Annotated in this window: 14 protein-coding genes; 11 read left to right on the forward strand and 3 right to left on the reverse strand. The window is 39.0% G+C overall.

The window, feature by feature from the left end; translation table 11 throughout:
• Both ABFX33_RS23510 and ABFX33_RS23515 read right to left on the reverse strand, forming a co-directional pair.
• A complete protein-coding gene (locus ABFX33_RS23510; RefSeq protein ID WP_346088647.1) occupies positions 1–744 on the reverse strand; it encodes a hypothetical protein in 744 nt (247 codons plus the stop codon).
• Positions 745–1,244: 500 nt separating this feature from the next.
• A complete protein-coding gene (locus tag ABFX33_RS23515) occupies positions 1,245–1,742 on the reverse strand; it encodes a cupin domain-containing protein (RefSeq protein WP_120262211.1) in 498 nt (165 codons plus the stop codon).
• Positions 1,743–1,941: 199 nt separating this feature from the next.
• On the opposite strand from ABFX33_RS23515, the gene ABFX33_RS23520 reads away from it, so the two are divergent.
• From ABFX33_RS23520 to atpG, 9 genes are all read left to right on the forward strand, one after another.
• A complete protein-coding gene (locus ABFX33_RS23520) occupies positions 1,942–4,167 on the forward strand; it encodes a helix-turn-helix domain-containing protein (RefSeq protein WP_346088649.1) in 2,226 nt (741 codons plus the stop codon).
• 49 nt (positions 4,168–4,216) lie between these two features.
• Positions 4,217–4,444 (forward strand): AtpZ/AtpI family protein, encoded by a 228-nt coding sequence (locus ABFX33_RS23525; RefSeq protein ID WP_223581168.1) that lies wholly within the window; start codon positions 4,217–4,219, stop codon positions 4,442–4,444.
• Positions 4,437–4,835, forward strand: a complete 399-nt coding sequence (locus ABFX33_RS23530) for a hypothetical protein (protein WP_120262213.1) — start codon at positions 4,437–4,439, stop codon at positions 4,833–4,835. The genes ABFX33_RS23525 and ABFX33_RS23530 overlap by 8 nt, the downstream gene beginning before the upstream one ends.
• Positions 4,836–4,929: 94 nt before the next feature.
• Positions 4,930–6,018 (forward strand): F0F1 ATP synthase subunit A, encoded by a 1,089-nt coding sequence (gene atpB / locus ABFX33_RS23535; protein WP_346088652.1) that lies wholly within the window; start codon positions 4,930–4,932, stop codon positions 6,016–6,018.
• Positions 6,019–6,054: 36 nt separating this feature from the next.
• Positions 6,055–6,243 carry an ATP synthase F0 subunit C gene (gene atpE / locus ABFX33_RS23540; protein WP_028070619.1) on the forward strand — a complete coding sequence of 63 codons (189 nt, stop codon included), beginning with the start codon at positions 6,055–6,057 and terminating at the stop codon, positions 6,241–6,243.
• 110 nt (positions 6,244–6,353) lie between these two features.
• Positions 6,354–6,854, forward strand: a complete 501-nt coding sequence (locus ABFX33_RS23545; RefSeq protein ID WP_120262215.1) for a F0F1 ATP synthase subunit B — start codon at positions 6,354–6,356, stop codon at positions 6,852–6,854.
• Positions 6,855–6,883: 29 nt separating this feature from the next.
• Positions 6,884–7,426 carry a F0F1 ATP synthase subunit delta gene (locus tag ABFX33_RS23550; RefSeq protein ID WP_120262216.1) on the forward strand — a complete coding sequence of 181 codons (543 nt, stop codon included), beginning with the start codon at positions 6,884–6,886 and terminating at the stop codon, positions 7,424–7,426.
• A gap of 54 nt (positions 7,427–7,480) precedes the next feature.
• A complete protein-coding gene (atpA, locus tag ABFX33_RS23555; protein ID WP_346088654.1) occupies positions 7,481–9,055 on the forward strand; it encodes a F0F1 ATP synthase subunit alpha in 1,575 nt (524 codons plus the stop codon).
• Between the two features lie 78 nt (positions 9,056–9,133).
• Positions 9,134–10,036 carry an ATP synthase F1 subunit gamma gene (gene atpG, locus ABFX33_RS23560; protein WP_257087408.1) on the forward strand — a complete coding sequence of 301 codons (903 nt, stop codon included), beginning with the start codon at positions 9,134–9,136 and terminating at the stop codon, positions 10,034–10,036.
• A gap of 72 nt (positions 10,037–10,108) precedes the next feature.
• On the opposite strand, the gene ABFX33_RS23565 is transcribed toward atpG, so the two are convergent.
• On the reverse strand, positions 10,109–11,155 hold the full coding sequence (locus ABFX33_RS23565; RefSeq protein ID WP_346088656.1) for a 3-oxoacyl-ACP synthase III family protein: 1,047 nt from the start codon (positions 11,153–11,155) through the stop codon (positions 10,109–10,111).
• A 78-nt stretch (positions 11,156–11,233) separates the two neighbouring features.
• On the opposite strand from ABFX33_RS23565, the gene ABFX33_RS23570 reads away from it, so the two are divergent.
• Positions 11,234–11,515, forward strand: a complete 282-nt coding sequence (locus ABFX33_RS23570) for an ATP-dependent Clp protease adaptor ClpS (protein WP_077437687.1) — start codon at positions 11,234–11,236, stop codon at positions 11,513–11,515.
• 103 nt (positions 11,516–11,618) lie between these two features.
• Positions 11,619–14,075, forward strand: a complete 2,457-nt coding sequence (locus ABFX33_RS23575; RefSeq protein ID WP_346088658.1) for a TonB-dependent receptor — start codon at positions 11,619–11,621, stop codon at positions 14,073–14,075.
• Positions 14,076–14,113: the final 38 nt, after the last annotated feature.

Here is a 14,113-nt window from a genome sequence, read left to right on the forward strand (position 1 = left end):
TTATGTAATTGATTGATTAATCATATGCAATGCGTTGTTTATTTCGGTAATAACCTCACCAACAGCAGCGTTGCCTATTGCTATTTTTTGTTCGATTTCTTTGATCTTTGGTTCGTACTTTTCATTAATCTGTCCCAGGGCGACCTGCTTTTTCTGTAGGTCATCTTGTAATTTGGTAATATTTTCAGTTAATGCTTTGATTTCACTGTTCAAATTCGCTATCTCCATTGTTCGGTCCTGTTCGGTCCTTTTCTTTTCCTCCTGTTTCTGGTCCGACTCTTTGGCTATGGTTTCTTTAAGCTTATTAGCATAATTTGTGCCAGTTGCCACAAGTTTTTCCTTCGATAGTGAACTATCCACAAACTTAAGTGAGGTATAGGCCGCTTTTAAGGTGTTTTCTTCTACTTTTCCCATTGCTGCAGCGGCATTCCAGACTTCAAAAAAATCGACACCCGGTTCATTAAGTTTTTCAAGGATGGCATAAACCTTTAGTTTCATTTCTTTGAGATCCGTAGATCCATCGTTGGCTGTAATAGGAATAGGCGGCGGAGTCTTGCCAGTTGCTACAGGCTGTGTTACCGACGTATATGTTGGTGTGGGAGTATTTAATTTTTCTTGTGTCGGAGCAGCAGGTGCTGGAGCCGGAGATTGAGGGGCAGAGCTTGTCTGATCATCTTCGAAAATTAACTTTTTAAGACTGTTTAATATCCCAGAACTTCTTTGGTTTTCGTTGTTGCTCATCATGTGACATTTTATTATACGTATACTAAAATAGTAAAAATTAGGATTGTGACAGCTAATTTATTGGAATGAAATCATCATGAGGTTAATTAATGGTCAGAATGAGGCGAATAGACCTAGCTGATCATTTTCATAGGGATAAAATATGGATGCAATAAATGAGACTTCAATATCTGAAAAATAACATTGGAGAAATTTGTCCGGTGATAGGATTGTGATTGGTCTTACGTGTTGAGGGAGCTATGTTAAATGCGCCAAAGCGAATCGGTATGCAAAATATGGAGCGTAATTAATTGCGGGTTAATAGGGTATTTGGTGAAATGAAGAAGTGTCAAATGGTTTGGATAGGTATTGTCTTTTAAAATCAAAGAAGATGTCTGCAAAGTAGTGGTAGGGCTCTAAATATTGACTATTTTAGGAAAGTCTGGCGCGGAATAGTGATGAAAATGAAAAAGGGCTGTCATCTGGACAGCCCTTTTATGAGAAATAAGTATTAAATACTTCTATCTTCCAAAATCGTCTTGAACACGAATAATGTCGTCTTCATCTGAAGGGTTGTTCGCATCAGTATGTTGCCAAATTTCTGCCAAAATACCAAAGCCATCCAAGCCAATTAGACGGTGACGTTGTCCCTGACGTAATCTGATTGTTTCACCTTCTTTCAAAGTAGATACCACTGACTCCTCATCGGTATCCGAAACCATAACACCTACATTGCCTTGAATAACACGCCAGATTTCAGCGCGGCGGTGGTGGTATTGCCAAGAAAGTCTCTTGTCTGGAGCAACGATCAGAATTTTTGGACTTAATTTTCCTGAAATTCTTAACTCCTGAACATCCAATCCACCAAAATACTCATTTGCGAACTCTTGTGCCTGGGATTCGTCGATGACAAAAAAGCCACCCCAAGGGCGTGCTGCATCCGACTTCTCAATGTTGAATCCTTTGGATGTCAACATCTCTTGCACTTTTTCAAATAATGCGGTTTTATCTATAGCCATCTTATAAAATTTCTAAAAATTTATTGATCATTAATTCAGCAGCTAAATATAGAAAAAAATCATTAATATTTTTAGTTAACCGTTTTAGCTTTGCTGAAATCATTAATAAAATGTGGTTTTATATAAAATATACAATCTATCGATAGGATATGTTTTCAAAATGAAATACTTAGTTTTGTGGTCAATCTAATTTCAGGATATGTCAAATTTTCAAGTCGATCGAGAAAACACAGCATTTATGCAGGCTGTTGCATTTGTTAACCAAACCAATCAGAATGTATTTATTACAGGAAAAGCAGGTACGGGAAAGACGACTTTCTTGAAGTATATTCGGGAGCATAGCTATAAGAAAATGGCGATTACTGCGCCAACAGGAGTAGCTGCTATGAATGCTGGTGGGACGACTCTTCACTCCTTATTTTGGCTTCCTTTCGGAACATTTGTTGAAGATTATGAGTTGCGCTGGGATGAGCAGGATAGTCATATTTATAATAAATCCCGTTTGTTCAGTACGATAAAGCTAACGAAACAACGTCGGGCGATTCTACAGGAACTGGAATTATTGATTATCGATGAGGTTTCGATGGTACGGGCAGATACCTTGGATGCGATCAATGTGATATTACAATCTGTTCGTCGCGATATGCGTCCTTTCGGAGGATTACAGGTCTTGTTTATAGGCGATTTATATCAATTGCCCCCTGTGGTCAAAGATGCGGAATGGAATATTCTCCGTGATCATTATTCGTCTGTATTTTTCTTCAATGCGAAGATTCTAAGGGATAGCCCTTTGGTCATGCTGGAGCTTAATAAGATTTATCGTCAGCAGGATGAAGGGTTTATTTCGATCTTGAATGCAATACGGAATAATCAATGTACCAGTGAAATGCTAACTACTCTAAATGGTTATTACCAACAGGATTTTGTGCCAAAAGAGGAGGAGCAATATATTACATTGACATCCCATAATCGGAATGCCGATGAGATCAACAGTGCAAAACTGGCTTCGTTGTCTGGAAAGATGCTTAACTTAAAAGCTGTTGTAAAGGATGACTTTGCACAAGGGTCTTATCCTGCCGAGGAAACGCTGTCCTTAAAAATAGGGGCGCAGGTGATGTTCATCCGGAATGATTCCGGTGATGAGCGGAAGTATTACAATGGTAAGATCGGTACGGTCAAGAATATTGATACAGTACAAGGAACGGTATCAGTCACTTTTCCTGACGGCTCTGAAGAGGTAACAGTCAAAAGAGAGACCTGGGAAAATATCCGTTACAATTATGATAAGGGGCAGGATCAAATCAAAGAGGAGATTCTGGGTACATTTTCTCAATTTCCGTTGCGACTAGCCTGGGCTATTACAATCCATAAGAGTCAGGGTTTGACTTTTCAGAAAGCAATTATTGATGCGGGTACCTCATTTGCGGCCGGACAGGTTTATGTTGCGTTAAGCCGTTTGACGAGTTTGGACGGACTTGTACTTAAATCCATTATTCCATCTTATGCCATCCGTACGGATTATCAGGTGGTCGAGTTCGCACAACGTGCACATTCCCAATCCAGTATTAACGAAATATTGGAACAGTGCCAACGAAATTATCTAGGGCAGATTTTGATGAATGGTTTTCGATGGGATGGTCTCTTGGTGGAAACTTCGGAGCTGCTGAAATCAATGGATGAACGTAATATCGATGGGAAAGAGCAGGCTGTTCAATTTTTTCAGGAGATCGTTAAACAGCTTCAGACACAGGAGAAAGTGGCCCACAAATTTATTGTTGTCCTTTATGATCTCCTTAGGGATAAGGATGCGATTGATTATGACCTGATTTGCGAGCGTTCGACTGCCGCTGTAAATTGGTTTTTGCCAAGGATGGATAAGGATCTTATTGCGGCTCTGACAAAGCATATTGAGGAATATCAGATCCGCAAGCGAACAAAGAAATATGTTGATGAATTGAAAGCAATATTGTTGGATTATAAGAGAAAACGGGAGCAGTTGCAGCATTGTCTAATTATTGCCGAAACGCTATCCAAAAGAGAAGATTTTCAAACAGCCATGCTAGATGTAGCTGCACAGGTTAAGACAAAGGAAAGAGATGAATTGGCGGCACAAAGCGCTGACGAAGAAGGGACAAAAAAACTAGATACAAAGGATATTTCGTTAGAAATGTTTAAAGAGGGGATGACTATCGCGGATATTGCGGGCAAGCGAGGGATGGTCGCCGGTACAATTTATGGGCATTTAATTAATTTTGTGGGCACGGAGGTCGAAGCGACCGAATTAATTGATCAAGCGAAGCTGGATCGTATCCTTGATGTTATTCGTGCGAATCCAGACAAATCATCTTCCGAACTGAAGATGCTTTTGGGGGCGGATATCGATTATCCCGATATTAAAATTGGACAAAAAGTTTTAGGATTGTAGTGGGTAAGGATTTATGATGTATATTTGTCAACCTTTTATTATAAGCTAATTGAAAGAGGAGAAAACCAATAAGAAAATTAACAAGTGGATTGTATTTACTTCCATGCCGATTCAGATGGGTGTGACAATATATTTGTTTTATTGGGTGGGGAGTTGGTTAGATAATAAATATGCCATTGCGGGTGATTGGGGAATGAAAGGGTTGACGTTGTTGGGTGTGGTTGTATCCCTGTATCAGTTCATCAGGCAGGCAAATCAAATTAATAAGAATGAATAGTTATTTGAAAAGCATACTTATACTGCTGATCGTCTTTGTGGCAAGTTTTGCTGCGCATTATTTAGTGATATCCGGAATGAACGTGGAACAATACTGGAGCAAAACCTCCTACAGTCTGGTGGGAATGTATACTTTTGGATTCTGTTCTTCGTTGCTGGTTGCGGTCTTGATATTTTTTGCAAATTGGTCTATGCCGGAGAAACTAGGGGTTATATTTCTGGGGCTGGTGCTCTTGAAAGGTGTTGCAGGATATATTTATATTAAAGACGGGTTAAAGACCTTTGAAAATAACTTTATCGAATATAACTTTTTGGTTGTATTTTTTATCTCTCTGTTTGTGGATGTCTACGTCGCTTTTAGCGCTTTAAATCAAGCAGATAAAAAGGTTTAAACTATTTTTGGAAAAAGTTTAAACAAATGGTGATTTATGCCAAATAAAATTGTATTTTTGCGCAAAATTTTTTATTATTCAATAGTAATCTGAAATGGTGAATCTTAAGAGAGCACTTTTATTATTTGCAGTAATTTTTCTTGCTGTCAATCCTTTTACCTTAAAAGCAGCTGAAGAAGCGCATGGGGATGCGCCTAAAACCCAGGCTGAGGAAATCAAAGAGTATAGTCAACATCACTTACAAGATGATCATTATTTTTCTTTGTTCTCCGATCAAAAAGCAGGAAAACATTATGGTTTTCCATTGCCAGTAATTCTTATTGATAATGGATTGGTTGTTTTTTCTTCTGGCGAGTTTCATCATGGCGAATCCGTTGTAGAGAAAAATGGTCAATACTATACACTTTACCATGGCAAGATCTATAAAACAGATGCTTCAGGTACCTTAAACTTTGATGAAGCACATCACCCTACGAATTCAAAACCTTTAGATTTCTCGATTACAAAGAACGTGGTGGGCCTATTATTGGCAGCATTCTTATTGTTCTGGGGTTTCATATGCCTGGCTAAAACATACAAGAAAGGTGTTAATAACCTTCCTAAAGGTGTTGGTCGCGTTTTAGAACCATTGGTTTTATATGTACGTGATGAGATGGCTGTTCCAAATATTGGTCATCGTTATAAAGAATTTATGCCTTACCTGTTATCTGTGTTTTTCTTGATCTTTGTTTTAAACTTGTTAGGTATGACTCCACTAGGTTTTAACGTAACAGGAAATATTACAGTCACTTTATGTTTGGCTTTATTCACTTTCTTTATTACCAACTTTAAGGCTAATAAAGATTATTGGAAACACATTTTTTGGATGCCAGGTGTTCCAGTTCCTTTCAAATTTATTTTGGCGCCAATTGAGGTGTTGGGTATGTTTACTAAGCCTTTCTCCTTGATGTTGCGTTTGTTTGCGAATATTACTGCTGGTCACTCCGTTGTAATGGGTTTGATCGCAATCGTATATTTATTTCAACAACAGTTGACAGTCGGTGGTAGTATCGGGGTGTCCATGTTGTTAACATTAGTGTTGTTTTTCTTGGAGCTACTGGTTGCGTTTTTGCAGGCCTTTATCTTTACCATGTTGTCATCCTTGTTTATCGGAATGGCTGTTGAAGAACACGCGCATCATTAATCGAATTTTTTTGTTAAATTTTATAAAATAATTATTATGTACAACTTAATTGGAGCAGGTTTAATCGTAATCGGTGCAGGTTTAGGTTTAGGTAAAATCGGTGGTTCAGCTATGGAAGCTATCGCTCGTCAACCAGAAGCAGCATCTAAAATTCAAACTGCGATGATCATCATTGGTGCCTTAGTTGAAGGTTTAGCATTCGGTGCTTTAATCTTAGGTAAATAATCCAAGCTGATTAAAAGTTTACTAAATACAGTTTGCAACGGTTGGTTGCAGACTGTATTTAAACAAAAAAATACAAACAAAAGAAAATTATAATTTACAATTGTATATAAATGGAAGCATTAATTAATCAGTTCTCGTACGGTTTGTTCTTTTGGCAACTAATCATCTTATTGGTTGTGATCTTTTTATTGGGCAAGTTTGCTTGGAAACCTATCGTCAATGCTTTGGATGAACGTGAGCAAGGAATTGCGAATGCATTGGAAGCTGCTGAGAAAGCTAAATTAGAAATGGCTCGTTTGACAAATGAGAACGAACAATTGCTTAAAGAGGCTCGTGCGGAACGTGATGTTATCCTTAAAGAAGCAAAAGAGCTAAAAGAGAAAATCGTTACTGAGGCAAAAACACAGGCACAAACTGAAGGTGCTAAAATGATTGCTCAAGCGAAAGAAGAGATCGAAGAACAAAAGAATAAAGCTTTGGCTGAGGTAAAATCACAAGTTTCTTCTTTGTCTTTGGATATCGCTCGTAAAGTGTTAACAAAAGAATTTGAGGACCAAGGTAAGCAAGAAGCTTTAGTGGCAGATTTGCTGAATGATGTTAAATTGAACTAATCTGGTCACTTAAATTACGAAATAGAATTATGTCAGTATTTAAAGTAGCATCGAGATATGCAAAGTCATTAATTGACTTGGCTAGCGAGCAAGGCTCACTGGAGACCATCAAGACAGATATGGATTCGTTCATTGCTGTTTTAAAATCCAGTTCGGAATTGCAGGCTGTTTTGGCCAATCCTATTGTTCCTTTGGACAAGAAGAAAAACATATTGGATGCTTTATTTAAAGATAAGATCAATCCGAATATCTTGGCATTCTTTAAGATCATGATCAACAAAGGTCGTGGTACAATAGTATATGCTACAGCTCAGGAATTTGTCCGTGAGTATAACGAGGTAAAAGGTATTGTGAAAGCTACAGTTACATCTGCAGCACCACTTTCTGAAGCTAATTTGGCAGCGATGAAAGATGTACTTGCAAAAGAAACCAACGCTCAGGTGATATTGAACAATAAAGTCGATAGCAGTTTGATCGGTGGATTTGTAGTCAATGTTGGTGACCGCCAGATTGATGCAAGTATTGCTGGTAAGTTGAATAAATTAGAAAGATATTTGAATCAGGGTAACTAAGTTATTCTGATACTTGAAGTAAAATAAATCAAAAAACCCCTTATAATAATTAAAATGATAGAGGTAAGACCAGATGAAGTTTCGGCAATTCTAAGAGAACAATTGTCGGGCTTTAAATCAGAAGCCGAACTAGAGGAAGTGGGTACCGTACTTGCTGTAGGTGACGGTATTGCTCGTATTTACGGCTTAACTAAAGTTCAGTCCGGTGAGTTGGTTGAATTTGATAACGGATTACAAGGTATTGTATTAAACTTAGAAGAAGACAACGTCGGTGTTGTACTTTTAGGTCCTTCTGACGAAATTAAAGAAGGAGATACTATTAAACGTACCAACCGTATTGCATCCATCAAAGTTGGAGAAGGTTTGTTGGGACGTGTTGTGAATACATTGGGTCAACCAATTGATGGTAAAGGACTTATCCAAGGTGAATTGTATGAAATGCCTATCGAGCGGAAAGCTCCGGGTGTTATCTACCGTCAACCGGTAACTGAGCCATTACAAACGGGTATCAAAGCGATTGATGCGATGATTCCAGTAGGTCGTGGTCAGCGTGAGTTGGTCATCGGTGACCGTCAAACAGGTAAAACTGCGGTTTGTATCGATACGATCTTAAACCAAAAAGAGTTCTATGATGCAGGTCAACCTGTATTCTGTATCTACGTTGCTGTAGGTCAAAAGAATTCTACAGTAGCGAATATCGTTCGTACCTTGGAGGAAAGAGGTGCAATGGCTTATACAGTTGTTGTCGCTGCTTCTGCGGCGGATCCGGCTCCACTTCAATTCTACGCGCCAATGGCGGGTGCTGCTATCGGTGAGTTCTTCCGTGATACAGGCCGTCCAGCGTTGATCGTTTATGATGATTTGTCTAAACAAGCTGTGGCTTACCGTGAGGTTTCTTTGTTGTTGCGTCGTCCTCCAGGCCGCGAGGCATATCCAGGTGACGTTTTCTACTTACACAGCCGTTTATTGGAGCGTGCAGCGAAAATCAACTCTTCTGATGATATCGCTCGTAACATGAATGACCTTCCTGAGTCTATCAAGCATTTGGTTAAAGGTGGTGGTTCATTGACAGCTCTTCCAATCATCGAAACACAAGCAGGTGACGTTTCGGCATATATCCCTACCAACGTAATCTCTATTACAGATGGTCAGATCTTCTTGGAATCTAACTTATTTAATGCTGGTATTCGTCCGGCGATCAACGTAGGTATTTCGGTATCTCGTGTGGGGGGTAACGCTCAGATCAAACCGATGAAAAAGGTATCAGGTACATTAAAGTTGGATCAAGCGCAGTACCGTGAATTGGAAGCTTTCGCGAAATTCGGTTCTGATCTAGATGCTGCTACTAAGGCTGTATTGGATAAAGGTGTTCGTAACGTTGAGATCTTGAAACAAGGTCAATACTCTCCAGTTTCGGTAGAGAAACAAGTTGCGATCATTTACATTGGAACGAAAGGTTTATTACGTAATGTTCCAGTAAATAAAGTAAGAGCGTTTGAAGACGAATTCTTGACGCAATTGGAACAACGCCATCCAGAAGTTTTGTCAGCGTTCAAAGCTGGTAAATTCTCTGATGAGTTGACTGCAGTATTAGAAACAGTAGCTAAGGATTTAGCATCAAAATATTAATTAGTAATGAGTATTTGGTATTGAGTCCATTGACTAGACTCAATACTCAATACTAGGTACTTGATACTTAAAACAAATATGGCAAATTTAAAAGAAGTAAGAAACCGGATTACCTCGGTATCATCAACACAGCAGATCACTAAAGCCATGAAAATGGTTTCGGCTGCTAAATTGAAGCGCGCTACTAACGCTATCTTACAATTGCGCCCATATGCGAATAAACTAAGAGATATTTTGGCTGATGTTTCTGCAAGTGTGGAGGGAAGTAATTCTCCTTTCACAGTAGATCGTGAGCCAAATAAGGTGTTGATCGTTGTTGTTTCTTCTAATAGAGGTTTGGCTGGGGCATTCAACGCGAATGCTATCAAGATGACTAATAACTTGATCGCTAACAAATATGCCGAGCAGCATGCGAAAGGCAATTTGAGTATCATCGCTATTGGTAAAAAGGGTTACGATTTCTATTCGAAGCGTAATTTCGATGTGATAGCTAATCACTCAGACTTGTTTTCTGATTTAAATTTTGGATCTGTTTCTGTAGTGACAGAATTTATCATGGAACAATTTAAGGAAGGTAATTTTGATCGTGTTGAAGTGGTTTATAACCAATTCAAAAACGCTGCAGTTCAAGAGTTGACAGCAGAGCAAATTTTGCCTTTATTACCACCTGCAGAGCAAAACACACAACATACGCATAAAGCAAAAATTGAAGCTGAAGTGGATTATATCATCGAACCTTCTAAAGAGAAGATTATTGAAGAATTAATTCCTAAAGCCATCAAGATTCAATTATACAAAGCTGTTTTAGATTCCAATGCTTCTGAGCATGGCGCACGTATGACAGCAATGGATAAAGCAACTGAAAATGCTGGTGACTTATTGAAATCACTTAAGTTATCGTATAACCAAGCACGTCAAGCGGCAATTACAACAGAATTGACCGAGATCGTCTCTGGAGCGGCAGCGTTATCAAACGGATAATCCTTAATCAGGACAATATAAAAAAGGCGATAATCTTATGATTATCGCCTTTTTATGTTTAGTAATCCTTTTTTACCACCTGATTAAAGCGGATCCCCAGGTAAAGCCTGCGCCAAAGGCGGCTAAACAAATAAGATCGCCCTCTTTTATTTTTCCGGCTTCCCAAGCCTCACATAACGCGATCGGTATGGACGCTGCTGTGGTATTGCCGTATTTTTGGATATTGTTGAACACCTGATCCTCATTTAATCCCAAGGTTTTCTGAACAAACTGTGAAATACGAAGATTGGCCTGATGGGGAATCAATAAGTCGATGTCAGAAGTTTTCAGGTTGTTCTTTGTCAAAGCCTCATGAATAACTTCGGGGAACTTTACAACGGCCTTTTTGAAAACGGCCTGTCCGTCCATATTTGGGAACGCAGTTCCATCTTCAAGCATTTCTTTGGTCATCAATAATCCCCCCAATTCCTGTTCCGGCCAATCGGGCATTTTGTCCAGCCAGATTCCGCTTGATGCTCCTGGATAATACATCGCGAGCTTTTCTGCTTCCGCGCCATCGGAATGCAAATGCGTGCTCAAAATGCCTTTTCCAGCTTCGGTTGTCGGCTGCACAATTACTGCTCCGGCACCATCACCGAAAATTACAGAAACAGCACGTCCTCTGGTTGAAAAATCGAGTGCAAATGAATGTTTTTCTGAACCCACTACAAGTACATTTTTGTACATCCCCGTTTTGACAAATTGATCTGCTATGGATAGGGCATAGATGAAACCAGAACATTGATTTCTGATATCCAATGCGCCGACCTCGTTCATGCCCATTTCCCGCTGTAGTAAAACAGCGCAGCCTGGGAAATAATAGTCAGGCGACAAGGTTGCAAAGATGATGAAATCGACATCTTCCTTGCTGATATTGGCGCGTTCAATTGCTATTTTCGCGGCTTCAACACCCATTGTGGTTGTCGTTTCTCCAATACGGTCAGCATAGCGACGCTCTTTGATACCTGTTCTTTCTTGAATCCATTCGTCACTGGTATCCATAAAACGTGTTAAGTCATTGTTGGTATATACGTTTTTTGGAACGTAATAGCCAATTCCTGCGATTTTTGACTGAAACATAATAAATTCCTCTAATTGATTGTATTCTTCCCTTTTATATTGTCGTTAATTTAGAAAAAAATATTCTATTTTTGCAGGATGGGTACCCAAACTGCTGAAGAAACCTTTACGTTAGAAGAGATATTAGCGTCTGTTAAGGACTCTAATCGCCTGATTTTATGGAATGACGAAACGAATACGTTCGACCATGTGATTCATTGTCTGATGTATCACCTTCAATATACCGAAAAACAAGCTGAGAAAATTGCATGGAAAGTGCATACTGAAGGAAAGTGCGCCGTTTTGGAGGGTACTTTTACAGAGATGGAAATCTACCGCAAGATTTTGAAAGCGGAGGGATTGACGGTCTCTGTGGAATAAATTTACTATCTTTTTTGTTACCGTAATAATATGGTTACGCTTCAAGTTTGTCTCTAAGTTTTAGTTTTATTTGCACTAAACTATAAACTAAGCTGAAGCTCTCATGTCATTTAACGCTAAATCGTTTAAATTTTTATTATTATTTTTATTTTTTCTACCGGTTATTGTTCTTGCACAAACTGGTCAAATCAAAGCTATCCTGGTCGATGGCAAAACTTCCAAACCTATTTCGTCTGCCAGTGCTGCGCTTTTAGATGCGAGCAATAATAGTTATGTCAAAGGTGCACAGTCAGTAGATCAAGGATTTCTTTTATTCTCAGATATTAAACCTGGTAAATATAAGGTCCGTATCAGTTATGTCGGCTATGAAACACATACCATTGAAGGTGTGGATGTGGCGGCATCGAAAAGCAATGACCTTGGACGGATTGGTTTAAATTCAACAGGTGAGTTATTGGATGAGGTAGTAGTCGAGGGGAGAGTTCCTGCGATGCAGATTGGCATTGACCGCAAAACCTTTAACGTGGGCGAGAGTTTGGTCAGTGCGGGTGGAACAGCAACAGATGTGTTAGCCAATGTCCCCACGCTTCAGGTGGATCAAGACGGATCGGTGAGTCTACGTGGATCCAGTAGTGTCAAGATTCTAATAGACGGCCGCGAGTCAGCACTCGCAGGAAACGATGTCACATCTTTGCTTCAGAGTCTTCCGGCTAATTCCATAGAAAAGGTTGAGGTCATCACCAACCCCTCATCTAAATATGATGCGGAAGGGCAGACGGGGATTATCAATATCGTCTTAAAGAAAAATATTCGAACAGGGCTGAACGGATCGGTAAATACATCCGCTGGTTCCTATGACAATTATATGGCTGGTATAACATTGAATTATCGTGATCGAAAATTCAACTACTTCGGATCCTATAACTTCAATAAACGTAACATGGTGGGAAGTGGAGCCGTAGATAACGTTTTTAAAGATAACAACAGCCAAATTTCCAATAATTCTGAGTCTTCGAGAAAAGGAAATAGTCATACGATGAAGGCCGGCGTAGATTATTATCTCTCTGATCGGAATTCATTGAGTTTTTCCGGAAATTTAAGTGTACGGGATAATAATCGTGTTGAAAACCTGTGGTACCGTTACATTAATCATCCGAAATTATCTGGTGAGAGCACCAGAACCTCTTCGCAACTTGAGGATGATTTGGGCTATGAGTTTAATTTGGACTTTAAACACCAATTTAAAAGATCAGGAGAAGAACTGACGGCAAACGCCAGCTATGGTCGAGATAAAGAAGATGGGACCAATGATTTTATTCAGGAGTTTACATCAAAGGCTCCTAGTTCTGGACGTAAAAATATAACCTCTGAAGATGGGAAGAATATAAATCTACAAGCAGATTATGTACTGCCGTTCTCCGAAGATAGTAAGTTTGAAGCAGGCTATCGTTCACAGATCAGAAAGTCATTTGATACGCAGGATTCCGATACATTGAGTGTCGCAAATCAGGTTTATCTACCAGATTATGGGATAAGTAACGATTTTGATTTTACCTCCACCGTACATGCGCTTTATGCCAATTATCAAGGTAGATTGTCCAATAAAATCGGTTATCAATTGGGGCTTCGTGCTGAGCAGTTTAATTTAAATTCAACTTATCTTTCTAAAGATCCTGACGTAATAGAAAAAGAAACAAAAGCTAAGCAAGATTTTTTTAGATTATATCCAACCTTATTTTTAACCTATAAGGTGGGGGATGACGGTGATAAAATTCAATTTAGTTATTCAAGAAGGGTTCAACGTGCCCGAGGCTGGCAGGTCAATCCATTCTTGAATGTATCAGATGATATGAACAGACGTCAAGGTAACCCAAACTTGAAACCGGAAGATGTACATGGATTTGAGCTGAGCTTTGCTAAGACTTTTGGAAAAGTTAACTTGATTTCCTCGGCGTATTTTAACCACACCAGTGAGGTGATGCAGCCATTCGTTTATTTTGTAGATACAATAAGTAGTGTCACTTACAGTCGCTGGGAGAATTTGACAAGCCGAAACCTTTCTGGATTTGAATTTATTTCTAAGGTCAATGCGACGAAGGATTTTGATTTTACATTTAATCTTAATTTGATCAATATTAATTACAAAGCGAATGAGGCCTATAACGTAAAAGCTTCCAATGGTTTTGCCTACAATTCTAATCTAACTGCAAATTATCGTTTTACCCCTACATTCTCTGGCCAGATTAGAGGCGAATACAATTCTTCCCGGGTCATGGCACAGGGAAAAATGAATGCAATGAAAGGGGTGGATATCGCCCTGAAAAAAGAGGTGTTCAATAAAAAGGCTTCAATCATGTTTAATGTCAGAGATGTCTTTAACAGTAGGAAAATGCAGGGTTTTACAGAAACCCCGCAATTGAATTCTAATTTTGAACACCGTTGGATGAAGAGAATGTTTACTTTATCGCTCTCATACCGCTTTGGCAGTCAGGATCTAAATAAGTTGAAAAAGAAGGAAACAAATACAAATGAAATAAATGGTGGAGGAGAGGAATATTAAAAAATATTCCTCTTTTTAACCCCAAATGCTTAATTTTA

It is taken from the genome of Sphingobacterium ginsenosidimutans (assembly GCF_039536865.1).
GTDB classification, from domain to species: domain Bacteria; phylum Bacteroidota; class Bacteroidia; order Sphingobacteriales; family Sphingobacteriaceae; genus Sphingobacterium; species Sphingobacterium detergens.